This is a genomic window from Microbacterium gallinarum (assembly GCF_014837165.1).
Taxonomy (GTDB): Bacteria; Actinomycetota; Actinomycetes; order Actinomycetales; family Microbacteriaceae; genus Microbacterium; species Microbacterium gallinarum.
The window spans coordinates 438,935-464,564 of sequence record NZ_JACSPM010000001.1 but is presented as its reverse complement, the minus strand read 5'-3'; the positions used below and the strand labels follow the sequence as shown (position 1 = coordinate 464,564).

The following is a 25,630-nucleotide window of genomic DNA, read 5'->3' as shown; positions in this document are numbered from 1 at the left end:
TCGGCAAGGTCGCGTTTGGGGCAGGGCGACGGCGCTCACCCCGGAGCGCGGGGGAAGACGTCAGTCCGACGGCAGGCGGGGCGTGCGCGGGGGCTCGGTGCGGCGGTGCGCGGTGGCCTCGAATGCGGCCGCCAGCTGCAGCAGCGCCGAGTCCGAGTGCGCGCGCCCGCAGAAGGTGAGACCCACCGGCATCCCGATGTCGTCCATCAGCCCCATCGGCACCGTGACGGAGGGGATGCCGAGGTGCCGCATCGCGAGATTGCCGTTGGCGATCCAGACCCCGTTGCGCCAGCCGAGGTCGGCCGATGCGGGGTTGACGTCCATGTCGGCCGGGCCGACGTCGGCGACAGCGGGGAACACGACGGCATCGAGCCCGAGGGCGTCCATCCAGTCCTCGAGGTCGACCTTCCGCGTGCGCTCCAGGCCGTGCAGGCCCGCCTCCAGCTCGGGAATGTCGTTCATCGACGCCACCGGGTGCTCGCGCACATGCGCCGGGTACTCGGCGATGTCGTCGTCGAAGCCCGTATAGCGGTCGGGGAGGGCGCCCTCCGGATGGGGGAAGATCTGCGTGCCGTCGACGTCGGCCAGCGACGAGAGGCGGGGATCGCCGTTCGCGTCGAGGAAGTCGTCCCACGCCCACGCCGACAGGTCGACGATCTCGCGCTGCAGGTAGGTGGGTGTGACATAGCCGCGCGTGCGGATGGTGGGGGCGCCCGGTCGGTCGCCCTCGTAGTTCGACACGACCGGGAAGTCGAGCTCGAGGACGGTCGCACCGTGCGCCTCGAGGTCGCGGCGCGCGGCCTCCCAGAGGGCGAGGACCGACGGACGCGTCTCGATGCGGGTGCCGGTGGGCCCTCCGATGCCGGGAGACTCGGAGGTTCCCGCCTCGTGGTCGGCGTTGATGTACATCCGCGGGATGCCGATGCGGCATCCGTCGAGCACGTCGCGGGGCTCGGCGGCGATGCGGCCGAGCGCGGCGTAGGAGTGCGGCCGGACGTCCGACGCGGCCGGCAGCGGGATCCACGGCTGCGCGCGCCAGAAGTCGCCGCGCGTCTCGGGGTCGTCGGCGACGACGACGTCGAGCACCTCGAGCAGGTCGGCCATCGTGCGCGTGTGCGGCACGACGACGTCCATCGTCGGCACGAGCGGCCAGTTACCGCGTACCGAGATCACACCGCGCGACGGGGTGTAGGCGCACAGGGCGTTGTTCGAGGCCGGGCCGCGGCCGCTCGACCAGGTCTCCTCGCCGAGTCCGAACGCCGCGAAGCTCGCAGCGGTCGCGGTGCCCGAGCCGTTGGACGAGCCCGACGCGAAGGGCGCCGTCAGGTAGTCCGCGTTGTAGGGGCTCTCGGCGCGGCCGTAGACCCCGCGCTGCATGCCGCCGTTGGCCATCGGCGGCATGTTGGTCAGTCCGAGGCAGATCGCGCCGCCCGCCCGCAGGCGCTCGATCGTGAAGGCGTCGCGCTGCGCGACGAGGTCGGCGAACGCGGGGCTGCCGGCGGCGGCGGTGAGCCCGGCGACGAGGTAGCTGTCCTTGGCGGTATAGGGGATGCCGTCGAGCGGCCCGAGGATCTCACCCGCGGACCGTCGCGCATCGGATGCCTCGGCCTCGGCCGGCGCGTCGGGGTTGCGCACGACCACCGCGTTGAGCGCGGTCGCCGTGTCGGCGCCGTCGTACGCGTGGATCCGCGCGAGGTAGGCGCGGACGAGTTCGACGCTGGTGACCTGGCCGCTCTCGAGCGCCGCCCGCAGCCCGGCGATCGTGGCCTCGACGACGTCGAACATCACGCGACCGCCGGCTGCTGCTGGGTGATGCAGTGGATGCCGCCGCCGCGGGCGAAGATCGGCCGCGCGTCGACGCTCACGACCCTGCGTCCCGGGTACGCCTCCGACAGGATGCTGCGGGCCGCGGCATCCGCTTCCTCCTCGCCGAATCCGCACGCGATGACGCCGCCGTTCACGACGAGGTGGTTGATGTAGCTCCAGTCGACGAAGCCCTCGTGGTCGCGGAGCGTCGCCGGGGCGGGGACGTCCACGACGTCCCACCGGCGGCCGGCCGCGTCGGTCTCGTTCTCGAAGACCGCGCGCAGCTCGCGGGTGACGTCGTGGTCGGGATGCCCGGGGTCGCCCTGGTGGTGCAGCAGCACGCGCCCGGGGGACGGGATGGTCGCGACGATGTCGACGTGGCCGTTCGTGCCGAAGTCGTCGTAGTCGCGGGTGAGGCCGCGCGGCAGCCAGATGGCGCGGGTCGTGCCGATTGTGCGGGCCAGTTCGGCCTCGACGCGCGCGCGGTCGGCGTAGGGATTGCGGCGCGGATCGAGCTGCACGGTCTCGGTCAGCAGCACGGTGCCCTCGCCGTCGACGTGGATGCCGCCGCCCTCGTTCACGAGCACCGAGCTGATGGGCTCGGCGCCGACCAGGTCGGTCACGAAGCGCCCGATCTGGGCGGAGAGTCTCCACTCCGCCCACTCGGGAGCGCCCCAGCCGTTGAAGATCCAGTCCACCGCGCCGAGCACACCCGGTCGCTCGTCGTCCACGACGAAGGTGGGGCCGAAGTCGCGCATCCAGAACTCGTCCAGTGGCGCTTCGACGATCTCGATCTCGCCTGACAGCATGCGCCGGGCGCGGCCCGTCTCGGACGGGTCGACGACCATCGTCACCGGCTCGAACTCGGCGATGGCATGGGCGGTCGCCGTCCACGCGGCGTAGCACTCCTCCTGTTCGGCCGGGGTGTCGCCCAGTGTCTGGCCCTCGCGCGGGAAGGCCATCCACGTGCGCTCGTGCGTCGTCGTCTCCGAGGGCATCCGCCAGGGCATGAGTCCGTCCTCCGTCTGTTGATCACTTGATCAATTCGGCATCACGGTACAGAATCGTCCCTGATGCCGTCAACACCCACGCGAAGATCCGCCGCCGAGCGCGTCGCCCAGATCGCCGACGCCGCCCGCGCCATCGCGCTCGAGTCGGGCCTCGTGGCCGTGACACTGCGGGCGGTGGCGACCGAGGTCGGCGTCGCACCGGCACTGGTCGCGCACTACGTGCCGAGCATGGACGAACTCGTCGCCGACACCTTCTCGGGCGTCGTCGGCGACGAACTCGCCGAGGTGATCGCGCTCGCCGAGAGCCGCAGCTCCGCGGCCGACGCGCTGTCCGCGGTGCTGGCGAGCCTGCTCGACGACGGCAGGGGCGAGGTGACGCTGATCTGGGTGCAGAGCTGGTCGCTCGGCCGCCGCAACGACCTGCTCGCCGAGCGGGTGCGCGAGCAGATGGACGCGTGGCGTCGCTTCCTCGGCGGCATCCTCGAGCGGGGCCGGGCCGCGGGGGAGTTCCGCTGCGACGATCCCGACGCGATCGCGGCCCAGACGCTCGGCATGGTGGACGGCCTGAACGCGCATTCGCTCGTGGCGTGGCAGGATGCCTCGGAGCGCGTGCGTCTGCTGCTGCGCTCGGTCGAGGCGATGCTCGACCTGCCGTCCGGGGCGCTGACCTCGGCCGGCGCGACCATCACGGCTCCGCACGCTCCGGAAGGCGGCACATGACTCGGGTCCTCGTGATCGTGGATATCCAGCGGGACTACTTCCCGGGCGGCGCATACCCGCTGGTGGGAGCGGATGCCGCCGCCGAGCGCGCCGCGGTGCTGCTGGCCGATCAGCGCGCGGTCGGAGCGCCGGTGATCCATGTGCGGCACGAGAGCCGGGAGTCGGGAGCCGGGATGCTCGTACCGGGCACGCCCGGCGGCGAGATCGACTCGCGCGTCGCACCGCTGGCAGGCGAGACCATCGTGCCGAAGGCGCACCCGAACGCCTTCCTCGAGACGCCGCTGAACGACCTGCTGCGCGGGGCCGCGGCATCCGAGGTCCTCATCGTCGGCATGCAGAGCAGCATGTGCGTGGACGCGACGGTGCGGGCGGCGTCCGACCTCGGCTTCGCGGTGACCGTCGCCGCCGACGCGTGCGCCGCCCCCGACCTCGAGTTCGCAGGCACCCGGATCGGCGGCGCCGACGTGCACGCGGCGTTCATGGCGTCGCTCGCCGCGGGGTACGCGAAGGTCGCGCTCGTCGACGAGCTCGTGGCCTGACGCGCGGCCGCCCGAGACCCGCGCACCCGCCTCGGCGAGGCGCACGCCACCCGGATAGACGCCGGCGCCGCGCGCTGTCAACCCCGTCGCGCCCGTCGCCGAGCGTCCCGCAGGCTCGATACGTGGCCGCGCGCAGTCGCGTCGCGGCCGAGACGAGTGAGGAGCGGCGACGAGCATGGTGCGATTCGGCTACACCCTGATGACCGAGCAGAGCGGGCCGAGGGAACTCGTGCGCTATGCCCAGGCGGCCGAGGAGGCCGGCTTCGACTTCGAGGTGTCGAGCGACCACTACTCGCCGTGGCTCACGACGCAGGGGCACTCGCCGTACGCGTGGAGCGTGCTCGGCGCCGTCGCGCAGGCCACCTCTCGGGTCGAGCTGATGACCTACGTGACCTGCCCCACCATGCGGTACCACCCTGCCGTCGTCGCGCAGAAGTCGGCGACGATGCAGCTGCTGTCGGAGGGGCGGTTCGTGCTCGGTCTGGGCTCGGGGGAGAGCCTCAACGAGCACGTCGTCGGCGAAGGCTGGCCGGGCGTCGACACGCGCCAGAGCATGCTCGAAGAGGCTGTGGAGATCATCCGCGAACTGCATTCGGGCGAGCTCGTGACCTTCGACGGCGAGTACTTCCGGGTCGACTCGGCCCGCGTGTGGGACGCGCCCGACGACGGCGTGCCGATCGGCATCGCGGTGTCGGGCGGCGACTCGATCGAGCGCTTCGCTCCGCTCGCCGACCACATGATCGCGGTGACGCCCGAGAAGGACCTGGTGGCGGGCTGGGATGTCGCGCACCCGGGCCCCTCGCGCAAGATCGGCCAGGTGCCCATCTCGTGGGATCCCGATCTGGAGACGGCGGTCGAGAGGGCGCACGACCAGTTCCGCTGGTTCGGCGGGGGGTGGCAGGTCAACGCCGACCTTCCGACGCCCGCGGGTTTCGCGGCAGCGAGCCAGTTCGTGCGGACCGACGACGTCGCCGAGGCGATCGCGTGCGGACCCGACCTCGATGAGCTCGCCGAGAGCGTGCAGCCGTTCATGGACGCCGGGTTCACCGATATCGCCATCGTGCAGATCGGCGACGAGCAGCAGGAGCGCTTCGTGACCGAGGTCGCCGAGCCGCTGCTCGAGCGACTGCGAGCGCTCGCCTGATCCGGGGAGAAGCGGTGACCCCCACCGACAGGACAGCCCTGAGGGTCTCGGTCGTGATCCCCGCCAAGGACGACGCTGAGCGGCTCGCGTCGTGCCTCGCCGCATTGGCCGTCCAGAGCCGTCCGGCCGACGAAGTCGTCGTCGTCGACAACCGCTCGTCCGACGGCACCGCGCGGGTGGCGCGTGCGGCCGGGGCGCGGACCATTCCGTGTGCCGAGCCTGGCATCCCCGCGGCATCCGCGACGGGATATGACGCCGCCACCGGCGACCTGGTCCTGCGGCTCGACGCCGACTGCCTGCCACCGGTGGAGTGGATCGAGCGGGTCGTGACCGCGTTCGCCGAGTGGCCCGAGGTCGGCGCGATCACCGGGGGAGCGGTGTTCGCGGACGGTCCGCCGCGGCTGCGCGTGCCGTTGGCGGCGGTCTATCTCGCCGCCTACATCGCCTCGGCCGCGCCGGCGCTCGGCCACCTGCCCCTCTTCGGCTCGAACCTCGCGTTCCGCAGGGACGTGTGGGACGACGTGCGCACCGAGGTGCACCGGCACGATCCGGAAGTGCACGACGATCTCGACCTCTCGTTCCACCTGGGCGATCGGCACGTCATCCGCTACCGCCGGGGTCTCGGTATGCGAATCTCGATGCGGCCGTTCGGCGACCTCACGGCGTTCGCGGTCCGCTTCTCGCGGGGCTTCCGGTCGGTGCTCGTCCACTGGCCGCACGACTTCCCGCCGCTGCGCTGGCTGCGGCTGATCCTGCGGCGCGCGGCAGGGTCGCAGACGGATCGGATGCCGCGCCCGCGCACGTCGCGGATCTAGCCTGACCGCGGCGCGGCGTCAACCCCTCCGGTTCGCGGGTCGCGCCTGAGAGAGTCGAAGCGATCGCCGCGGCAGCCCGCGGGCGCGTCACCAGGAGGACCCATGACGATCGCCGACATCGAATCCACCGCCATTCACGCCTTCGCGCCGCGGGGGCCGCTCAGCGCGACGACGCTGGCGATCCTCATGCACGACGACTTCGCCCATCGCCGCGATGCGATGGTCCGCGCCTGCCGGGAGGCCGTGCTGGAGAGCGACGACGTCACGACCGACGAAGACATCCAGTTCACGCTGTTCCTGCTCTACGCGAGCGTCTACGGGTCGGTCGAATGGATCGACGCCGGCTGGGAGTGGCATCCTGCGCTGGTCGAGGCGCGGGGGATCCTGGAGTCGGCCTTCGAGGCATCCCTTCGCCGCACCGTCCGGGTTCCCGACAGCCCGGAGCCGGACGCAGCCGCGATCGCGCAGGCGCTGTTCGACCTGACGGCACCGTCGCCCGGACCCTCTCTCTCCCGCTTCCTCGCCAAGGAGGCGTCGCTGGAGCAGGCGCGGGAGTTCCTGATCCATCGCAGCATCTACACGCTCCGCGAAGCCGACCCGCACTCTTGGGCCATCCCGCGGCTCACCGGGCGGGCGAAGGCCGCTCTGGTCGAGATCCAGTCCGACGAGTACGGCGGCGGGCGGCCCGAGCGCGTCCACGCCGAGATCTTCGCCCGCACGATGAGGGGCGCCGGCCTCGACTCGTCGTATGGCGCATACGCCGACGCCGTGCCCGCGGTCACTCTCGCCTCGCAGAACGCGATGTCGATGTTCGGTCTCAATCGTCGCCTGGTCGGCGCGATCGTGGGCCACCTGGCGGCGTTCGAGATGACGTCCTCGCTGCCGAACCGCTCGTACGGCGATGCCTTCCGGCGGCTGGGCTTCGACTCCGAGGTCACGGAGTACTTCGACGAGCACGTCGAGGCGGACGCCGTGCACGAGCAGATCGCCGCGCACGACCTGGCCGGAGGGCTGGCCGAGCAGCGGCCCGAGCTGGTGCCCGACATCATGTTCGGGGCCGCCGCCTGCCTCGCTCTCGACGACCTCAGCGCCGGCCACCTGCGCACGGCGTTCGAAGCCGGCCGGTCGTCGCTGCGGGCCGGGGACGGGTTCGCGTCGTGAGCGGGCGGACGCCGGTCATCACCGCGTGCGCGAACGGGCCGCTGCTGGTGCGCGGCGACGTCGAGATCCTCGGCGACGACGGCGAGCCGCTCGACAACCCTCGACGCACGGTCGCCCTGTGCCGGTGCGGAGCCTCGGCGATCAAGCCCTGGTGCGACGGCACCCACAAGCTCACCCGGTTCTCGACTGAACCCCCGCCTTCGACATCGTGACCCGAGTGGAGGCGCGGCTTCGGCAAGGAGCGGATGCCGCGGCCGCGCCATCCGCTCGGTTCTGCCGTGCTCGCGTGCCTCGCGGCGTCGCCGAAATCAGGAGATCTGGCGAGATCAGGCTGATTTCCGCGGAATCGTCCTGATGTCGTCGAATCCCCTGATCTGGGACAGGTGGGGGAGGCGAGGGGCGGATGCCGGGGGCCGAGGCATCCGCTCGGTCATGTCTTTCGCGTCCGTCAAGCCCCTCCCCGCCCAGGCGGACGCTTCATACCGTCGAGTCATCGAAAGGAGCGACGCGATGACCGACACGAACGCCGACACCCAGACCGACCCGCGCGACAAGCACCCGGAGGGCGGCTTCCCCGCCCAGGAGCAGGAGCAGCCGGGGCTCACCGACGAGACGCGCCCCGAACCCGACCACGGCGAGGACTCGTATGTCGGAGCCGGCCGGCTGGAAGGTCGCAAAGCGCTCATCACCGGCGGCGACTCGGGCATCGGCCGGGCGGTCGCGATCGCGTTCGCGCGCGAAGGGGCCGATGTGGCCATCGTCCACATGCCGGAGGAGCAGGAGGACGCCGACTCGACGATCGCGCTCGTGAAGGATGCCGGGCGCACCGGAGCCGCGTTCGCCGGCGACATCCGCGACGAGGGCTTCGCGACGTCGATCGTCGATGATGCGGTGACGGCGCTCGGCGGTCTGGACATCGTGGTGCTCAACGCGGCGTACCAGAAGGACCGTGAGGGCATCGAGACCCTCGAGACCGCGGAGTTCGACCGCGTCTTCCGCACCAACCTGTACGGGATGCTCTACACCGCGCGGCAGGCCGTGCCGCAGCTGACGGCGGGCAGCTCGATCATCGTCACGTCGTCGGTGCAGGCGTTCAACCCCTCGCCGGGGCTCATCGACTACGCGATGACGAAGGCGGCGCAGGTCGCGTTCGTCAAGGCGCTCGCCGAGGAGCTCGGCGAGAAGGGCATCCGGGTGAACGCCGTGGCGCCCGGTCCGATCTGGACCCCGCTGATCCCCGCGACGGGATGGGATGCCGAGCGCATCGCCACCTTCGGTACGGATACGCCGCTCGGCCGGCCGGGACAGCCCGCCGAACTCGCCGGCGCCTACGTCTACCTCGCCTCCGAGGCCGCGTCGTACGTGTCGGGAGCCGTGCTCCCGGTCACCGGAGGCAAACCGCTGTGAGGGGCGTCCGCTCCCGAGGGGCACGTCGCGCGCCGACGGGCCTCTCGGGAGCGGCGCGCGCAGCGCTCGCCGTCGTGCTCGCCGCGAGCGTCACGACGCTGTCGGGGTGCGGGCTGGAGATCCCGACAGACCCCGACGGGGCGCTCGACCGCATCACCGGTGGCGAGCTGCGCGTCGGGGCCTCGCCCAGCGGCGACCTCGTCGTGGTGGACGGCACCGTCGTCGACGGCGCGCTCGCCGACCTCATCGAGGGCTTCGCGCGCGAGCACGACGCGACGGTGGAGTGGTCGGTGGACAGCGAGGAGGACCTCGTCGCCGACCTGGAGGAGGGATCCCTCGATCTCGCGATCGGAGGGATCACCGCCGCGACGCCGTGGGCGGAGCGCGTGTCGGTGACCCGGGGGTATCCGGGCATCCCCGATTCCGGGGGCGCCGACGTCGCCGTGCTGCTGCCGCTCGGCGAGAACGGACTCCAGGCGGCACTGGAGACCTACCTCGACGGGGAGGTGTCGCGATGAAGTCCATGGGCCGCACCGACCTTCCCGCCGAGCAGCAGGAGGCGCTGCGCAGGGCCGTTCGGTGGGAGTGGTTCACGATCGGCTACACGATCGTCACGATCGCGATCATCGCGCTCGTCGTCGGCGGATCTCAGGCGATGAAGACCGCGTGGATCGAGGACATGCTGTCGCTCATCCCGCAGATCTCCTTCCTCGTCGCGCTCCTCGTCATCCGGCGACGCCCGACCCGGAAGTATCCGTACGGCCTGCACCGCGCGATGGGCGTCGGGCACCTTGTGGCCGGCGTCGCGCTCCTGGCCGTCGGCGGCAACCTCGCCGTCGAGGCGGTCCTCGGCCTCGTGCGGCAGGAGCATCCCGCGATCGGCACCGTCCAGGTGTTCGGCCAGACGGTATGGCTCGGGTGGTTCATGGTGGGCGCGATGGCGCTCATCACCATCGGGCCGTTCGTCTACGGTCCGGCGAAGGCGAAGCTCGCGCCGGTGCTCCACAACAAGGTGCTCTACACCGACGCCGACATGGCGAAGGCCGACTGGACGACGACGGTCGCCGCGATCGTCGGCGTGCTCGGCATCGGCATAGGGCTCTGGTGGCTCGACGGTGCGGCCGCCCTGTTCATCTCGATCGGCATCGTCAGGGATGGCTGGCGCAACTCCAAGTCCGCCGTGCTCGACCTGATCGATCAGCGTGCCCGCACGCACGACGACGAGGCGCGGCATCCGCTCCACGGGCGCATCGTGGCGGCGCTCGAGGCGCAGCCGTGGGTGCGCGAGGCGGCGGTGCGCATCCGCGACATGGGCCAGGTGTTCCACGTCGAGGCGTTCGTCGTGCCGCATCGGCCCAAGGTGTCGATCGATCACCTCGAGGCCGCGCGCACCGCGATCGCCGCCATGGACTGGAAGGTGCAGGACGTGATCGTCGTCCCCGTCACCGACCTGCCCGACGAGGCGTCGCGAGGCGACGCCGAGGAGGCGCGGACACGGTCGGCCTCCGCCGCTAGGCCGAGACCAGCGAGCTGAGGGTCTCGGGGGAGAGAGCGTGCTCTATCGCGAGCACGCTCGCCCCGAGCACGCCGGCGTTCTGCGCGGCGACCGACTGCACGATCGCCAGATGCTCGGTCGCCAGCGGGATGGACCGCGTGTAGACCACCTCGCGCACGCCGGCGATGAGGTGCTCGCCGACGCGGGCCATCGATCCGCCGATCGCGATCACCGACGGGTTCACGAGGCTCACGCAGGTCGTCAGCACCTCGCCGATGTCGCGGCCGGCCTGACGCACGGCCTGGATGGCGTCGATGTTGCCGCGCTTGACCAGGTCGACGACGTCATTGCCGTTCTCGGCCGGCACGCCCTGGGCGCGCAGGGCGCGCGCGATCGCGGGGCCGGAGGCCAGCGCTTCGAGGCAGCCCTGGTTGCCGCAGTGGCACGGCACGCCGGCGCCGCGGGCCACGCGCACGTGCCCGATGTCGCCCGCGATGCCCTGGGCGCCGCGCTGCAGCGCACCGCCCGAGATGACGCCCGCGCCGATGCCGGTCGCGACCTTCACGAACATGAGGTGCTCGACACCGGGGTAGGCGGCGGCGCGCTCGCCGAGCGCCATGATGTTCACGTCGTTGTCGACGAGGACCGGCACATCGAGGTGCTGCTGCACCCAGCCGGGCACGTCGAAGCGGTCCCAGCCCGGCATGATCGGCGGGTTCACCGGCTGCCCGGTCGAGTGCTCGACGGGCCCGGGGATGCCGACGCCGATGGCGGCGACGTCGTCGGTCGAGCGGCCGATGCGCTCGAGCAGCGCCACGGCGTTGTCGACGAGCCACGTGAGTACCGGCACCGGGCCGAGCGAGACGTCGAGCGGCTCGCCGTGCTCGACGACGATGCTGCCCGCGAGGTCCGTCACCGCGAGCGTGGCGTGCGAGGCGCCGATGTCGGCGGCGAGCACGAGACGGGCGCTGGGGTTCAGAGCGAACTGGGAGGGCGGGCGACCGCCGGTCGACACCGTCTCGGCGATCGGCGTGATGAGGCCCATCCGCATGAGCTCGTCGACGCGCGCTGCGATGGTCGAGCGCGCGAGACCGGTCGACTTCGCCAGCTCGGCACGCGTGCGAGGAACGCCGTCGCGCAGAAGCTGGAAGAGCTGACTGACTCCCGAGACGTTCGGGGCCGTTTCGATGCTCATTTTCGCCACATTTCAGTTTATCGGCGGCCGAGAAGGCGCCGAAGTCCGATGACTTCCGACGGGATGCCGCGGCCCGGCGCGATGCGACCGTCTAAAGTGCACGGCGCCGGGCGGCGGCATCCGCTCAGGTCGCTCGTCCAGTGGGCTTCGCGAACCGCTGCTGCAGCAGCACGGCGACCACGATGATGACGCCCTTGACGACGGCCTGGATCGACGAGTTGAGGTTGTTCTGCACGAAGACGTTGGTGAGCGTCGTGAAGATCAGCACGCCGAAGACCGTGCCTGTGATCGTGCCACGCCCGCCGACGAGCAGGGTGCCGCCGACGACGACCGCGGCGATCGCGTCGAGCTCGAGGAGCGTGCCGTGCGTCGAGGTTCCGGCGGTCGTGCGGCCGAGGTACATGATCGCCGCGATGCCCGCGCACAGGCCCGAGATGGCGTACAGCCACATGGTGTGGCGCTTGACGTTGATGCCCGCCAGACGTGCCGCTTCGCGGTTGCCGCCGATGGCGACGGTGCGCCGCCCGAAGGTCGTTCGGTTGAGGATGATCCATCCGAGGACCGCGACGATGGCGAAGATCCAGATCAGGATGTCGACGCCGATGAGATCGGCGTTGAGGAAATTGATGAGGTCGCGGTTGCCGACCTGCAGCGTGCGTCGTTCGGCCAAGACCTCGGCGAGACCGCGCGCGGCGATCAGCATCGCCAGGGTCGCCATGAACGCGACGACCTTGCCGTACGCGATCACGATGCCGTTGATCAGTCCGGCCGCGACGCCGACGAGGAGCGCCATCAGGATCATGACGATCCAGTGGAGCTGGTCGGCCAGATCCTGGATGGCGGCGAGCGTTGCGACGACCGACGCGAGGCCGAGCACCGATCCGACCGAGAGGTCGATGCCGCCCGCGGTGATGACGAGCGTCATGCCGATCGCGACCACGCCGAGGATCGACGCCTGGCGCAGGACGGTGAGCGTATTGCTCAGAGTCAAGAAGGTGTCCGGCGCGGTGACCGCACCGACGATGACGAGGAGCAGCAGCGCGACGACGAGGCCGAGGTTGCGGCCGACCGAGCCGGACATGAACCGGCGGAGGCCGGACTTCTGCGTCGTGTCGACAGGGCCGGCGGGCGGCGGTGCCTCGCTCGAGCTGGGCACGGCGTCGGTGCCGAGGGGGGTGGACTCGCTCACGCGGCGGTTCCTTTCATGACGAGATCGAGCACACCGTGCTCGTCGATCTGGGAGGCGGGAAGGGTTTCGAGCACGCGGCCGTCCGCGACGACGAGCACGGTGTCGGCGAGGCCGAGCACCTCCTCGATCTCGCTCGACACCACGACGATCGCGTTGCCCGCGGCGGCGAGCTCGCGGATGAGCGAGTAGATCTCGGCTCTCGCGCCGACGTCCACACCGCGGGTGGGCTCGTCGAGCAGCAGGACGCGCGTACCGTGGACCAGCCACCGCGCCAGCAGGATCTTCTGCTGATTGCCGCCCGACAGGGTGATCGTCTGGCGGTCCGGGTCGGCGGGGCGCAGCTCGAGCGAGTCGATCTGTGCGCGCGTCGCCGCGCGCGCACTGCGCTCGTCGAGGAACCCGGCCTTCGCGAAGCGCTTGAGGGAGGCGAGGGTGACGTTGAAGTAGATGGGCTCGTCGAGCACGAGCCCCTGGCTCTTGCGCTCTTCGGGGGAGAGGCCGACGCCCGCCTGGACGGCGTGCACGACCGAGCCGCGCCGGAGCTGCTTCCCACCGACCTTCACTGAGCCGGCCGTTGCCCGGCGGGCGCCGTACACCGTCTCGAGGATCTCGGAGCGGCCAGAGCCCACGAGGCCGGCGAGACCGACGACCTCGCCCGCGCGGACGGTGAACGACACGTCGGAGAAAGCGCCCGCAAGCGCGAGGTCCTCGACCTCGAGCACCGTGGGTGCGTCTGCGGGCACAGGCACGGCCGGCGGGAAGACGTTGGCGACCTCGCGGCCGGTCATCAGGCGGATGAGATCGGCGGTGGCGGTGTCGGCGACCGGGAGTCCGACCGCGGTGGTGCGGCCGTCCTTGAGGACGGTGATCCGGTCCCCGATCTGACGGATCTCCTCGAGCCGGTGGGTGATGTACACCACGGCGATGCCCTCGGAGGTGAGCTCGCGCACGACGTGGAAGAGGTTCTTGACCTCCTCGGTGTCGAGCACGGCGGACGGCTCGTCCATGATGATGAGCTTGATGTCGTGCGAGAGGGCGCGCGCCATGCTGACGATCTGCTTGTTCGCGGCACTGAGGCTTCCCACCTCGGTGTGGGGAGAGAGTCCGGGATGCCCCAGCCGACGGAGCAGCTCGCGGGTCTGCCGCGCGGCCTCTGAGCGCTTCGTGAACCCGCCGCGTGCGAGCTCGTGACCGAGGAAGATGTTCTCGGCGATCGTGAGCCCGTCGACGACATCGAGCTCCTGGTACATCGTCGCGATGCCGAGCTCGATGGCCGCTTCCGGATCGGGGATCTGCACCGTCTCGCCGAGCCACGAGATCTCGCCCTCATCGGGGCGGTGGACGCCGGCGAGGGTCTTGATGAGCGTCGACTTGCCCGCACCGTTCTGTCCGAGGACGCAGTGGACCTCGCCCGGGAGGACCTCGAGGTCGACACCGCGGAGGGCGCGGACTCCGGCGAAGGACTTCGTCACGCCCTTGACGGACAGTAATGCCGATTGATGGTCAACTTTGATCACCCGGTGAACATAACACGTCCGGCCCACGGGGGACGAGCACATTTTCGCCGGTCGAGGTTTCGAAGCATGGGCGACGTCACCGCTCAGCTGCACGAACTTCTGCAGGTCAGTTGGGATTCAGGGACTTCTGACGGGCGGAAAACAAAAGATGACAAAGCGAGGTGCACTTCTGCTACGGTGAACTTCGTCAGCGTGGACCCCCTCGAGTGCGGGCAGCTCCCCCTCAGAACCACGCTGGTCCTAGCTGCATCACATTCAAGGAGGAAACACATGCGCTCACACCTGAAGGCGCGCACGCGACTCGTGCTCACCGGCACCGCCGTCGTGGCCGCCATCGGTCTTCTCGCAGGCTGCACCGGGGGCGGGGCCGACGAGGACAACGTCGTCGACCAGGGCACCACCACCGAGGAGAACGCGGAGTCGGGCGACACCGTCGTCATCGGCTTCTCGGGCCCCGCGGCCGACCACGGCTGGCTCGGCGCCATCAACTCGGGCGCACAGGCCGCGGCCGACAGCTTCGACGACGTCGAGCTGCGCGTGGCCGAAGGCACCAACGACCCGATCGCGCAGATCGCGGCCGTCGAGACCTTCGTCAACGACGGTGTCGACGCGATCGTGCTGCTGCCGACCGACGGAGCCGCGCTCACCGAGGCCGCGATCGCGGCGATGGAGGCCGGCATCCCGGTCATCAACGTCGACCGCGAGTTCTCGAGCCCGTTCGCCGCGCGCGCCACCATCCTCGGCGACAACTACGGCATGGGCGTCAGCGCCGGCACGTACATCTGCGAGCAGCTCGGTGGCGAGGGCTTCGTCGCCGAGATCGCCGGCATCGACTCCCTGCCCCTGACGCAGGACCGCTCGCAGGGCTTCGCCGACGCGCTGGAGGACTGCGGCCTGCAGGTCGACGCCCGCGTCGCGGCCGACTTCACGGTCGCCGGCGGTGAGGCGGCGGCATCCCAGCTGCTCGCGGCCAACCCGCAGATCGACGCGATCTGGAACCACGACGACGACCAGGGCATCGGCGTCCTCGCGGCGATCGACTCCGCCGGTCGCGACGAGTTCTTCATGATGGGCGGCGCGGGAAGCCGCTCCGCGATGGAGGCCATCGAGGCGGACGACTCCGTGCTCAAGGCGACGGTCATCTACCCGTCGACGCAGGCCGCCGACGGCGTGGCGCTGGCACGTCTCATCGCGCAGCAGAAGACGCTGGGCGACCTGATCACGCCCGGTATCCCGAACCGGATCGTGCTCGACGCGCCGGTCGTCACGAAGGACAACGTCGAGGACTTCATCGACCTCTCCTTCGAGTAAGCCCGACGATCGATCCGCGGGGGGCCCCCCCCCCCCCCCCCCCCCCCCCCGCGCCTCACCTCCCGAGAGAGAGGACACCGCGTTGACTGAGACGCTCCGCATCGCCATGATCGGCCACGGCTTCATGGGCGCCGCACACTCGCAGGGGTGGCGTGTCGCCCCCCGTTTCTTCGATCTTCCGCTCGAGCCCGAGATGACCGTCGTCGTGGGCCGCAATGCGGCCACGGTCGAGGCATCCGCCCGCAAATGGGGCTGGGCCGAGTCCGCCACCGACTGGCGCGAGGTCATCGCCCGCGACGACATCGACGTCGTCGACGTGGTGACCCCGGGCAACACGCACGCCGAGATCGCCATCGCGGCGCTCGAGGCCGGCAAGCACGTCCTGTGCGAGAAGCCGCTCGCCAACTCCGTCGCCGAGGCCGAGGCGATGGCCGCGGCCGCCACCGCGGCGGCGGCTCGCGGCATCCGCTCGATGGTCGGCTTCACCTACCGGCGCGTGCCGGCGACCACGTTCGCGCGCGACCTCGTCGCCGCCGGACGCATCGGCGAGATCCGCCAGGTGCGCGCCGAGTACCTGCAGGACTGGCTCATGGATCCCGAGGGGCCGATGACGTGGCGCCTGGACAAGGACCTCGCCGGCTCGGGTGCTCTGGGCGACATCGGCGCCCACGCGATCGACCTCACCGAGTACATCACCGGACAGCGGGTGACCTCGGTGTCGGGCATCCTCGAGACGCTGGTCTCGGAGCGTCCGCTGCTCGGCGAGGGGATCGGTCTGTCGGGGACGGCCTCGGCTGAGCGCGGGACGGTCACCGTCGACGACCTCGCACTGTTCACCGGTCGCCTGGAGTCGGGCGCTCTCGCCTCGTTCGAGGCGACCCGCTTCCGGACGGGGCGCAAGAACGCCCTGCGCATCGAGGTCTCCGGCTCGAAGGGGGCGATCGCGTTCGACCTCGAGCGTCTCAACGAGCTCGAGTTCTACGACGCGACGCTGCCCGAGACCGGTCTCGGATTCCAGCGCATCCTCGTCACCGAGCACGATCACCCCTACCTCGCCCCCTGGTGGCCGACCGGTCATATGCTCGGCTACGAGCACGGCTTCTCGCACCAGGTGTACGACTTCGTCACCGCCATCAGCGAAGGCACGCAGCCGCGGCCCTCGTTCGACGACGGACTGCACGTTCAGCGCGTGCTCGATGCGGTCGAGCGCAGCTCGGCGGCCGGCAGCGCCTGGGTTCGCGCCGACGACTGAACCCGCCAACACCGAGAACCGGAGGAACCGCAATGTCGCGACCGATCACATTGTTCACAGGCCAGTGGGCCGACCTTCCCTTCGAGGAGGTCGCTCGGCTGGCCGGCGAGTGGGGCTATGAGGGCCTCGAGATCGCCTGCTGGGGCGATCACCTCGACCCGTGGCGATGGGATGACGACGCCTACGTGCAGTCCCGCCTCGACATCCTCGAGCGCAACGGGCTCAAGGTCTGGGCGATCTCGAACCACCTCAAGGGCCAGGCGGTGTGCGACGACCCGATCGACCAGCGCCACCGCGACATCCTGTCCGACCGGGTGTGGGGCGACGGCGATCCGGAGGGCGTGCGTCAGCGTGCCGCCGAGGAGATGAAGAACACCGCGCGCATCGCCGCGAAACTGGGTGTGAAGACCGTCGTCGGGTTCACGGGGTCGTCGATCTGGAAGTACGTGGCGATGTTCCCGCCGGTCTCGCAGGAGGCCGTCGACGCGGGCTACCAGGATTTCGCCGACCGCTGGAACCCGATCCTCGACGTGTTCGACGAGGTCGGCGTGCGTTTCGCGCACGAGGTGCACCCGTCCGAGATCGCCTACGACTACTGGACGACGGTGCGCACGCTCGAGGCGATCGGCCATCGCGAGGCGTTCGGGCTCAACTGGGACCCGTCGCACTTCATCTGGCAGCAGCTCAACCCGGTCGACTTCATCCTCGAATTCGCCGACCGGATCTACCACGTCGACTGCAAGGACGTGAAGCTCAACCTCGGCAACGGCCGCAACGGCCGGCTCGGGTCGCACCTCGCGTGGGCGGACCTGCGCCGTGGCTGGGACTTCGTGTCGACCGGCCGCGGAGACGTGCCCTGGGAGGCGGCGTTCCGCGCACTCAACCAGATCGGGTACGACGGCCCGATCTCGGTCGAGTGGGAGGACGCCGGCATGGACCGGCTCATCGGCGCCCCGGAGGCGCTCGAGTTCGTCAAGCGCAATGCGTTCGCCGCTCCCGAGGCGGCGTTCGACGCGGCTTTCAGCAGCCGCTGACACAGTCATGGGGGTGGGATGTCTCGGCCCGAGGCATCCCACCCCTCCGCTGTCTGGATCGGACGGCGCCGACGGCGCCGGGATAGGGTTTCAGCATGGCGACGACACCTCCCGGCTGGTACGACGACGGACACGGTGCGCTGCGCTGGTGGGACGGTACGCAGTGGACCGAGCACGTCGCGGAGCCCGACCCCGAGACGGCCGAGGGCGACGTCGCGCCGACGGAGGCCGAGATCGTCGCCGCCGCCGAAGCCGAGTCCGAGCGGGAGGCGGCTGAGGTCGATGCCGCGACGGCGCTGGGCTTCGGCATCCCGCCCGTCGGAGCCGCGCCCGAGTACCCCGCCGCCGCCACGCAGCAGGTCCCGTACCCCGGCGCACACCCGGGCGCGGAGGCCGGCGGTGGCGCGTTCACGGCGGCGACCGAGCCGCGCAAGTCGAACCTGTGGATCCTGTGGGTCGTCCTGGGCGTCGTGATGCTCGGCATCGTCATCGCCGCGGCCGTGGTGATCCCGCTCATCTTCCTCAGCCTCACCACGGGTTCGCAGCAGTCGGTCGCGCCGTCGGGGCCGGACGAGCAGGCCGCCGTCGCCGCGGTCGAGCTGTACGACGAGGCCTGGCAGACCGGGGACTGCGACGCCTACACCGAGGCGACCACCGAGGAGTTCCGTGAGGCCACGTCCTTCGCGGACTGCGCCGCCTTCACCGAGCGCGCGGCCGGATTCGCGGCCTCTCTCGAGGACTACGAGCTCACGGTGACGGGTATCGCGACCGGGGCGGACGCGATCCTGATCTCGACGACCGAGACGTTCGACGCCCTGCTCGACGAGTCGGGCGAGCCCCTCGCCGAACCGCAGGCCCAGCGGGCCCAGTACGAGTACACGGTCGTGCCGGTCGACGGAGGCTGGGCCATCGACGACCTCGACGACCTCGCCGACTGAGCGTGGCCGAGAGCTCCACCGCGCGCCCGAGAGATGCGCGCTTCATCCTCACGTGCGTCGGCATCGGGCTGCTCGCCGGCCTGCTGTCGGGGCTGTTCGGCGTCGGCGGCGGCACGGTCATCGTCCCGCTGCTCGTGCTCATCCTCGGCTTCGACCAGCGTCTCGCGGCCGGAACGTCGCTCGCTGCGATCGTGCCCACGGCGACCGTCGGCGTGATCTCCTACGCCCTCCACGGCTCGGTCGCCTGGATCCCGGCGCTTCTGCTCGCCGCCGGCGCCGTCGTCGGCGCGCAGATCGGCACCTGGCTGCTGCCGCGGCTGTCGCAGACCATCCTCCGCTGGGCGTTCGTCGGCTTCCTCGTGCTCGTGATCGTCAGTCTCTTCCTCGTCGTGCCCTCCCGCGAGGCGGAGCTCGTGCTGACTCTGCCATCGGGCACCGGACTCGTCGCGCTGGGCGTCGTGACCGGCATCACGGCGGGCCTGATCGGCGTGGGCGGCGGCATCATCGTCGTGCCCGCGCTCATGATGCTCTTCGGCACGAGCGACCTCGTGGCGAAGGGCACGTCGCTGCTCATGATGATCCCGACCGCCGTCTCGGGCACCATCGGGAACGTGCGACGCCGCAACGTCGATCTGGTCGCCGCCGCGATCATCGGCGTCGCCGCGTGCACGACGACAGCACTCGGCGCGTGGCTCGCCACGGTCCTCGACCCGTTCACGGGCAACATCCTCTTCGCCGCCTTCCTGGTCGTGATCGCCGTGCAGATGGCTCTGCGGGCCGTCCGGGGCCGACGGCGGTAGCGACCGGCGAGTGCGCAGGGGCGGCTCGGTAGGATGGCCTGGTGCCAGTGAACCCCGAGATCGTCGGCCGGGAATTCCCCCCGACGGCCCCCTACCTCGTCGGCCGCGAGAAGGTGCGCGAGTTCGCGCGCGCCGTCTTCGCCACCGACCCGCAGCACACCGATCCCGCAGCCGCGCAGGCGCTGGGGTATCCCGACGTCGTGGCGCCGCCGACCTTCGCGATGGTCGTGCAGGATCTCACGCTGCAGCAGCTGCTCGCCGAGCCCGACTCGGGCATCGTGCTGCAGAACGTGCTGCACGCCGAGCAGCGCTTCCGCTACTCGCGGCACATCGTCGCCGGCGACGAGCTGACCGCGCGCCTGACGGTCACCGGCATCCGCACGCTCGGCGGCAACGCCATGGTCACGAGCGATGCCGAGATCACCGACGCCGAGGGCGCGCACGTCGTCACGGCGACGTCCGTCCTGCTCGTAGGGGAGGGAGACCGGTGAGCGCCGCCCTGCAGGTCGCAGTGGGCGACATCGTCGCCGAGCGCACCGTTCATCTGACCCGGGAGTCCCTCGTGCGCTACGCCGGGGCATCCGGTGACTTCAATCCGATCCACTACCGCGACGACGTCGCCGCCTCGGTCGGGCTTCCCGGCGTGCTGGCCCACGGCATGCTGACGATGGGCCTCGCCGTCGAGACGATCGTGCCGTGGCTCGGCGACGCCGGTCGCATCCTCGAGTACGGCGTCCGCTTCACACGCCCCGTCGTCGTCGACCCCGAGGCCGGTGCGGACGTCACGATCGTCGCGAAGGCCGGTGCCGTCGACGACGACAGCGCGCGCATCGACCTGACGGTGACGTTCGACGGGGTGACCGTGCTGGGCAAGGCGCAGGTGCGCGTCCGCACCGCATGACCGAGGTCACCCCTGTCCCGCTCTCCGAGCTGACGACCCTGCGCACCGGCGGCGCACCGGCGCGCATGTTCGAGGCGGCCACGCCCGACGAGCTCGTCGCCGTGCTCCGCGACGTGTGGGCCGACGGCCAGCCGTGGTTCGTGCTGGGCGGCGGATCCAACCTGTTCGTCGGTGACGAGCCCTACGACGGTACCGTCGTGCGCATCCTCACCCGGGGCGTCGAGCGACTGCCCTCGCCACGACCGGGCTTCACGCGGCTGCGAGTTCAGGCCGGGCACGACTGGGACGCCCTCGTCGGACACGCGGTGGCAGAAGGCCTCGCCGGCATCGAGGCGATGTCGGGCATCCCCGGCTCGGTCGGGGCGGCGCCGGTGCAGAACATCGGCGCGTACGGCCAGGAGATCGTCCAGACGCTCGTCGAGGTCGACCTGATCGACGAGGCCACCGGCGACGTGTCGACCGTGCCGGCGTCGGAACTCGGTCTCGGCTTCCGCACGTCGGTGCTCAAGCACCACTACGGTTCCGCGCCCGAGCGGCGCGCCGTGATCCTGTCGGTGACGCTCGAGCTGGCCGAGGTCGGACACGACGAGCGCCCCATCCCCGGTGAGCAGCTGCGCACCGCCCTGGGCCTCGGGCCCGGCGACGCGGTGTCGGTGGCCTGGGTGCGCGACCACGTCCTCACCACACGCGGGCGCAAGGGCATGGTGCTCGACGCCGACGACCCCGACACGTACAGCGCCGGGTCGTTCTTCCAGAACGCGATCGTGTCCCCCTCGTTCGCCCGCACCCTTCCGCCGGAGTGCCCGCGCTGGCCTGTCGCGCCCGACATCGATCCCGTGGTGGTCATCCCGCTCGCGGCGTACGACGGGTACGTGCCGCCGACCGAGACCGTGGAGTCCGACGTCAAGGTGAGCGCGGCCTGGCTCATCGAGCACAGCGGTCTGCGCAAGGGGTTCAAGCTGCCGCGCTCGCGGGCGGCGCTGTCGAGCAAGCACGCCCTCGCCCTGACCAACCGCGGGGGCGCGCGGGCGGCCGAGCTCGCCGAACTGGCCCGCTACATCCAGGGGCGCGTCCAGGCCGAGTTCGGGCTGCTGCTCCAGCCCGAGCCCGTCCTCGTCGGCGTCGAGCTCTAGCGCGGCGCAGCGGCGCGTCGCGCGACGTCCTCCGGCAGCGCCGCACGGCGGGAGGCGAGTTGCCCGTTCGGGTGGGATCGACGGCCCGCATACCCACCGCGGGTGGCAACTCGTCGGGCTCAGGCGCTGCTTCAGGCGCGATTCAGGTCGGATGGGACACGATGGACCCATGCGCGTGCTGGTGGTCGACGACGAAGTGCGTCTGGCCGACGGTCTGCGCCGTGGTCTCGAGGCGGAGGGCTTCTCCGTCGACGTCGCGCACAACGGCGTGGACGGCCTGTGGCTCGCGCGAGAGAACGAGTACGCGGTGATCCTCCTCGACGTCATGCTGCCGGGCATGAGCGGCTACTCGATGTGCCGCGCACTGCGTGACGAGGAGAACTGGACGCCGGTGATCATGCTCACCGCCAAGGACGGGGTGTGGGATCAGGTCGAGGGTCTCGACACCGGCGCCGACGACTACCTGACGAAGCCCTTCTCGTTCGCCGTGCTGCTGGCTCGCCTGCGCGCTCTCACGCGCCGCGGGTCGACGCCCCGGCCCGTCGTCCTCACCGTCGGCGATCTCGTGCTGAACCCCGTTTCGCGTGACGTCTCGCGCGACGGCACGCGCATCGAACTGACCAGCCGCGAGTTCGCGGTGCTCTCCTTCCTCATGCGGCGCGCCGGCGAGGTCGTCTCGAAGGCGCAGATCATCGAGGCGGTGTGGGACTTCTCGTTCGACGGCGACCCGAACATCGTCGAGGTCTACATCGGGCATCTGCGGGCCAAGGTCGACCGACCCTTCGGCCGTACCTCCATCCGCACCGTCCGCGGGGCGGGCTACAAGATCGACGCCGATGGCTGAGCGACGACGCCGGCTCGGCATCCGGGCGCGGATCACGTCGGTCGCCGTCGCAGTGGTCGCCGTCGCGCTCATCGCCGGCGCGGTCGGCTTCTGGCTGACGCTGCGCACCTCGCTGCTCGGTCAGCTCGAGGTCGCCGCGGTGCAGGATGCCACGGCGTGGGCGGAGCAGGTCGACGATGCCGGGGTCGACTCTCTCCCCGACGTCGACGACGACCGGTTCTGGCAGGTGCTGGACCGCGACACCGGATCCGTCGTGGCGGCCAGCGATGTCGCCGAAGACCTCGGACCGCTCGCCGACCGCGAGGGTGCGCTCGCGGATGCGATCGACATCCCCGGTGCGGGGGTGTTCGTCGTCGCGGCGGACCGGGACGGCGGCGACTGGGTCGTCGTCGCCGGCCGCAGCACCGCCGCCGCCGACGCGACCCTGGCCTCGGTGGCGACGCTGCTCGCCGTGTCGGTGCCGCTCGTCGTCCTCGTCGTGGGCGTTACGACGTGGATCGCGGTGGGACGCGCGCTCGCGCCCGTCGACCGCCTCCGCAGCCAGGTCGACGCCGTGACGGCCAGCGACCTCTCGCGCCGGGTCGACGACCCTCACACCACCGACGAGGTCGGCCGTCTCGCACGGACCATGAACGGCATGCTCGCTCGTCTCGAGACCGCTCAGCACAGTCAGCGACGTTTCATCTCGGATGCCTCGCACGAGCTCAAGTCGCCCCTCGCGGTGCTGCGGCAGTACGCCGAGGTGGCCCTCGCCCACCCCGAGCGCGTCTCGCCGCGATTGCTCGCCGACACGGTGCTCGGCGAGGGTGCGCGGCTGGAGCGGCTCGTGCAGGGCATGCTGGTGCTCGCGAAGGCCGACGAGAACGCGCTCGTGCTCGACGCGGTCGAGGTCGACCTCGATGACGTGCTCTTCGCGGAGGCGCAGCGCGTGCGCGCCACCACCGCCGTCGAGGTCGACGGGTCGGGCATCCGTCCGGTCCGTGCGCGCACCGACGTGGGACTCGTCGCCCAGGCGGTCCGCAACCTCGTCGACAACGCCGTCCGTCACGCCTCGGGCCGCGTCGCGCTGTCGACGGCGCAGGCCGACGGGATGGCGGTCGTCGTGATCGAGGACGACGGCCCCGGCGTGCCGCCCGACCAGCGGGAGCGCGTCTGGGAGCGGTTCGTGCGGCTCGACGAAGCGCGGTCGCGGGATGCCGGCGGCAGCGGCCTCGGGCTGGCGATCGTCGCGGAGATCGCGCGCGCGCACGGGGGGAGCGTGCGACTGGACGACGCCGCACTCGGCGGCGCGCGGTTCACGCTGTGCCTGCCGGAGTGATCTTCGCGGGCTTCAGGCTGGCTTCAGCATCCACTCGCGAAAGTGGAGTCCTACCCAGGAGGACACCATGCGAAAGAGCGCCATCATCATCACGTCCGCGGCGGTCGTCGCCTCGCTGGCCGGCGGAGCAGCGGCATTCGCCGCGAACACCGCACCGCAGGCGACACTCGCCACCACCAGCGCGGCGACCCCCGCCGCCACCCCCGACACGAACTCGCTCGGCGGAGCGGCCCCCGGCAGCGGACCCGTCGGAGTGGCGTCGGGGAACCCGGCCGATCTCGACGCCGCCATCGCGGCAGCGCTCGAGGAGACCGGCCCCGGAACGGTCGTCGAGGCCGACATCGACGACGACCCGACCCACGCCTACGAGATCGACATCCGCCTGGACGCCGGCGGGTTCGTCGAGGTCAAGCTCGACGCCGAGTTCGGCATCGTCTCCGTGACCCCCGACGACGGCTCGTCGGACGACGGCTCGTCGGACGACGCGTCGGGCGAGTCGACGGGCGACGACCTGCCGGTCACCGACGACGCGGTCCGCACGAAGGCGGCCGACGCGGCGCTCGCCGAAGTGGGCACCGGCACCGTCACCAGCGTCGAGTTCAGCGACGACGCCGACCACGTCTACGAGGTCGAGATCGACCTCGGCAACGGCGACGATGCCGACGTCGAACTCGACGCGGACTTCGCCGTCGTGAAGGTCGACTGACTCTCCCCAGAGAATCCCCCCAGAACCGCCCGCCGCCTCCCCATGCGGCGGGCGGTTCCAGGTTTGCGGGCGCTCACCGGCGGGCGGTGAGTTCTGGTGGGGACAACGGCTGCAGACCCGCCACCAGCGGCAACTCGTCGAGTCCGGCGCGGAACCGCGCCGCAGTAGCGGGGGTGACTCGGTCTACGAGGCGAAGAGCTGCTGCAGGCGCTGGACACCCTCGAGCAGGGCGTCGTCGCCGAGCGCGTACGACAGCCGGAGGTAGCCGCTCGGCCCGAACGCCTCGCCCGGTACGACGGCGACCTCGGCCTCTTCGAGAATGAGATCTGCCAGCTCGAGCGTCGTGGCCGGAGTCTTGCCCCGCCATTCACGGCCGAGCAGCCCGCGCACGTCGGGGTAGACGTAGAACGCCCCGAGCGGGTTGGGCACGGTGACGCCCTCGATCTTCGACAGCTCGGCGACGATCAGGCGGCGCCGGCGATCGAACGCGAGGCGCATCTGCTCCGCCTCGTCCTGCGGCCCGGACAGCGCCGCGAGCGCCGCGCGCTGTGCGATGTTGTTGACGTTGCTGCACAGGTGCGACTGCAGGTTCGCCGCGACCTTGATGGCGTCCTTCGGCCCGACCATCCAGCCGAGGCGCCAGCCGGTCATGGCGTAGGTCTTGGCGACGCCGTTCACGAGGATCGTCTGGGCCGCGGCATCCGGAACCGCCTCGACGATCGAGACCGCGCGCACGCCTTCGTAGACGAGGTTCTGGTAGATCTCGTCGGTGATGATCCAGATGCCGTTCTCGACGGCCCATTCGCCGATCGCCCGGGTCTCCTCCGGCGTGTAGACCGAGCCGGTCGGGTTCGAGGGCGACACGAAGACGAGCGCCGTCGTCCTGTCGGTGCGGGCGGCCTCGAGCTGGTCGACGGTGACCTTGTAATCCTGCTCGGCGGGCGCGAAGACCTCGACCGGAACGCCGTCGGCGAGGGCGATCGCCTCGGGGTAGGTCGTCCAGTAGGGAGCGGGAAGCAGCACCTCGTCGCCCGGGTTCACGACCGCCTGGAAGGCCTGATACACGGCCTGCTTGCCGCCGTTGGTGACGATGACCTGCGACGGGTCGACCTCGAGACCCGAGTCGCGCAGCGTCTTGGCCGCGATCGCCTCGCGCAGCACGGGGAGGCCGACGGCGGGCGTGTAACGGTAGTTCGCGGGGTCGTGCAGCGCCGCGGCGGCGGCGTCGACGATGAACTGCGGCGTGGCGAAGTCCGGTTCGCCCGCCGCGTACGAGATCACGGGGCGGCCGGCGGCCTGCAGTGCTTTCGCCTTCGCATCGACCTTGAGGGTCGCGGACTCGGCGATGGCGGAGAGCTTGCGGGAGAGCGGGGCGCGGTCTGTCACGCCTACGAG

At 71.0% G+C, this 25,630-nt stretch carries 26 protein-coding genes; 20 read left to right on the top strand and 6 right to left on the bottom strand.

Going from position 1 to position 25,630, the window contains the following annotated elements:
• Positions 1-60: 60 nt before the first annotated feature.
• The gene (locus H9622_RS02150; protein ID WP_191763799.1) at positions 61-1,785 is read right to left on the bottom strand and encodes an amidase; all 1,725 of its coding nucleotides are present in this window, start codon (positions 1,783-1,785) and stop codon (positions 61-63) included.
• Positions 1,785-2,816 (bottom strand): agmatine deiminase family protein, encoded by a 1,032-nt coding sequence (locus tag H9622_RS02145; protein ID WP_191763797.1) that lies wholly within the window; start codon positions 2,814-2,816, stop codon positions 1,785-1,787. The genes H9622_RS02150 and H9622_RS02145 overlap by 1 nt, the downstream gene beginning before the upstream one ends.
• A gap of 63 nt (positions 2,817-2,879) precedes the next feature.
• On the opposite strand from H9622_RS02145, the gene H9622_RS02140 reads away from it, so the two are divergent.
• The 9 genes from H9622_RS02140 to H9622_RS02100 all read left to right on the top strand — a co-directional run bounded on the left by H9622_RS02140 (position 2,880) and on the right by H9622_RS02100 (position 10,136).
• Positions 2,880-3,536, top strand: coding sequence for a TetR/AcrR family transcriptional regulator (locus H9622_RS02140; RefSeq protein WP_191763795.1), 657 nt, complete (start codon positions 2,880-2,882; stop codon positions 3,534-3,536).
• The gene (locus H9622_RS02135) at positions 3,533-4,075 is read left to right on the top strand and encodes a cysteine hydrolase family protein (protein ID WP_191763793.1); all 543 of its coding nucleotides are present in this window, start codon (positions 3,533-3,535) and stop codon (positions 4,073-4,075) included. The genes H9622_RS02140 and H9622_RS02135 overlap by 4 nt, the downstream gene beginning before the upstream one ends.
• Positions 4,076-4,250: 175 nt before the next feature.
• A complete protein-coding gene (locus tag H9622_RS02130; RefSeq protein ID WP_191763791.1) occupies positions 4,251-5,219 on the top strand; it encodes a TIGR03557 family F420-dependent LLM class oxidoreductase in 969 nt (322 codons plus the stop codon).
• Positions 5,220-5,233: 14 nt separating this feature from the next.
• The gene (locus H9622_RS02125) at positions 5,234-6,034 is read left to right on the top strand and encodes a glycosyltransferase family A protein (RefSeq protein WP_191763789.1); all 801 of its coding nucleotides are present in this window, start codon (positions 5,234-5,236) and stop codon (positions 6,032-6,034) included.
• 102 nt (positions 6,035-6,136) lie between these two features.
• Positions 6,137-7,195: an iron-containing redox enzyme family protein gene (locus tag H9622_RS02120; RefSeq protein WP_404802842.1), complete on the top strand. Its 1,059-nt coding sequence runs from the start codon at positions 6,137-6,139 to the stop codon at positions 7,193-7,195.
• Positions 7,192-7,407 carry a CDGSH iron-sulfur domain-containing protein gene (locus H9622_RS02115; RefSeq protein ID WP_191763787.1) on the top strand — a complete coding sequence of 72 codons (216 nt, stop codon included), beginning with the start codon at positions 7,192-7,194 and terminating at the stop codon, positions 7,405-7,407. Before H9622_RS02120 ends, H9622_RS02115 begins: the two co-directional genes overlap by 4 nt.
• Positions 7,408-7,705: 298 nt before the next feature.
• Positions 7,706-8,602: an SDR family oxidoreductase gene (locus H9622_RS02110; RefSeq protein WP_191763785.1), complete on the top strand. Its 897-nt coding sequence runs from the start codon at positions 7,706-7,708 to the stop codon at positions 8,600-8,602.
• Positions 8,599-9,120 carry a type 2 periplasmic-binding domain-containing protein gene (locus H9622_RS02105; protein ID WP_318247000.1) on the top strand — a complete coding sequence of 174 codons (522 nt, stop codon included), beginning with the start codon at positions 8,599-8,601 and terminating at the stop codon, positions 9,118-9,120. The genes H9622_RS02110 and H9622_RS02105 overlap by 4 nt, the downstream gene beginning before the upstream one ends.
• The gene (locus H9622_RS02100; RefSeq protein WP_191763783.1) at positions 9,117-10,136 is read left to right on the top strand and encodes a cation diffusion facilitator family transporter; all 1,020 of its coding nucleotides are present in this window, start codon (positions 9,117-9,119) and stop codon (positions 10,134-10,136) included. The genes H9622_RS02105 and H9622_RS02100 overlap by 4 nt, the downstream gene beginning before the upstream one ends.
• Here H9622_RS02100 and H9622_RS02095 read toward each other — a convergent pair.
• The 3 genes from H9622_RS02095 to H9622_RS02085 form a co-directional block, all read right to left on the bottom strand.
• A complete protein-coding gene (locus H9622_RS02095) occupies positions 10,114-11,292 on the bottom strand; it encodes an ROK family transcriptional regulator (RefSeq protein WP_191763781.1) in 1,179 nt (392 codons plus the stop codon). The two genes, H9622_RS02100 and H9622_RS02095, sit on opposite strands and share 23 nt — an antisense overlap.
• Positions 11,293-11,416: 124 nt before the next feature.
• A complete protein-coding gene (locus H9622_RS02090; protein ID WP_318246999.1) occupies positions 11,417-12,481 on the bottom strand; it encodes an ABC transporter permease in 1,065 nt (354 codons plus the stop codon).
• A complete protein-coding gene (locus H9622_RS02085; RefSeq protein WP_191763779.1) occupies positions 12,478-13,953 on the bottom strand; it encodes a sugar ABC transporter ATP-binding protein in 1,476 nt (491 codons plus the stop codon). Before H9622_RS02085 ends, H9622_RS02090 begins: the two co-directional genes overlap by 4 nt.
• Positions 13,954-14,268: 315 nt before the next feature.
• Between H9622_RS02085 and H9622_RS02080 the strand changes: the two genes are divergently transcribed.
• The 11 genes from H9622_RS02080 to H9622_RS02030 all read left to right on the top strand — a co-directional run bounded on the left by H9622_RS02080 (position 14,269) and on the right by H9622_RS02030 (position 24,235).
• Positions 14,269-15,309: a substrate-binding domain-containing protein gene (locus H9622_RS02080; protein ID WP_191763777.1), complete on the top strand. Its 1,041-nt coding sequence runs from the start codon at positions 14,269-14,271 to the stop codon at positions 15,307-15,309.
• A 106-nt stretch (positions 15,310-15,415) separates the two neighbouring features.
• Positions 15,416-16,561: a Gfo/Idh/MocA family protein gene (locus H9622_RS02075; RefSeq protein ID WP_191765537.1), complete on the top strand. Its 1,146-nt coding sequence runs from the start codon at positions 15,416-15,418 to the stop codon at positions 16,559-16,561.
• A gap of 32 nt (positions 16,562-16,593) precedes the next feature.
• On the top strand, positions 16,594-17,595 hold the full coding sequence (locus H9622_RS02070; RefSeq protein WP_191763776.1) for a sugar phosphate isomerase/epimerase family protein: 1,002 nt from the start codon (positions 16,594-16,596) through the stop codon (positions 17,593-17,595).
• Between the two features lie 95 nt (positions 17,596-17,690).
• The gene (locus H9622_RS02065; protein WP_191763774.1) at positions 17,691-18,533 is read left to right on the top strand and encodes a DUF2510 domain-containing protein; all 843 of its coding nucleotides are present in this window, start codon (positions 17,691-17,693) and stop codon (positions 18,531-18,533) included.
• Entirely contained in the window at positions 18,530-19,333 is an 804-nt protein-coding gene (locus H9622_RS02060) for a sulfite exporter TauE/SafE family protein (RefSeq protein WP_191765535.1), read from the top strand. The genes H9622_RS02065 and H9622_RS02060 overlap by 4 nt, the downstream gene beginning before the upstream one ends.
• 41 nt (positions 19,334-19,374) lie before the next feature.
• Positions 19,375-19,824: an FAS1-like dehydratase domain-containing protein gene (locus H9622_RS02055; protein ID WP_191763772.1), complete on the top strand. Its 450-nt coding sequence runs from the start codon at positions 19,375-19,377 to the stop codon at positions 19,822-19,824.
• Positions 19,821-20,234, top strand: a complete 414-nt coding sequence (locus H9622_RS02050) for a MaoC/PaaZ C-terminal domain-containing protein (RefSeq protein ID WP_318246998.1) — start codon at positions 19,821-19,823, stop codon at positions 20,232-20,234. The genes H9622_RS02055 and H9622_RS02050 overlap by 4 nt, the downstream gene beginning before the upstream one ends.
• Positions 20,231-21,367 (top strand): UDP-N-acetylmuramate dehydrogenase, encoded by a 1,137-nt coding sequence (locus tag H9622_RS02045; RefSeq protein ID WP_191763770.1) that lies wholly within the window; start codon positions 20,231-20,233, stop codon positions 21,365-21,367. The genes H9622_RS02050 and H9622_RS02045 overlap by 4 nt, the downstream gene beginning before the upstream one ends.
• A 169-nt stretch (positions 21,368-21,536) precedes the next feature.
• Positions 21,537-22,211 carry a response regulator transcription factor gene (locus H9622_RS02040; protein WP_191763768.1) on the top strand — a complete coding sequence of 225 codons (675 nt, stop codon included), beginning with the start codon at positions 21,537-21,539 and terminating at the stop codon, positions 22,209-22,211.
• Positions 22,204-23,529: a sensor histidine kinase gene (locus H9622_RS02035; protein WP_191763766.1), complete on the top strand. Its 1,326-nt coding sequence runs from the start codon at positions 22,204-22,206 to the stop codon at positions 23,527-23,529. Before H9622_RS02040 ends, H9622_RS02035 begins: the two co-directional genes overlap by 8 nt.
• Before the next feature lie 67 nt (positions 23,530-23,596).
• Positions 23,597-24,235 carry a PepSY domain-containing protein gene (locus H9622_RS02030; protein ID WP_191763764.1) on the top strand — a complete coding sequence of 213 codons (639 nt, stop codon included), beginning with the start codon at positions 23,597-23,599 and terminating at the stop codon, positions 24,233-24,235.
• Between the two features lie 183 nt (positions 24,236-24,418).
• On the opposite strand, the gene H9622_RS02025 is transcribed toward H9622_RS02030, so the two are convergent.
• On the bottom strand, positions 24,419-25,621 hold the full coding sequence (locus H9622_RS02025; RefSeq protein ID WP_191763762.1) for a pyridoxal phosphate-dependent aminotransferase: 1,203 nt from the start codon (positions 25,619-25,621) through the stop codon (positions 24,419-24,421).
• Between the last annotated feature and the right edge of the window lie 9 nt (positions 25,622-25,630).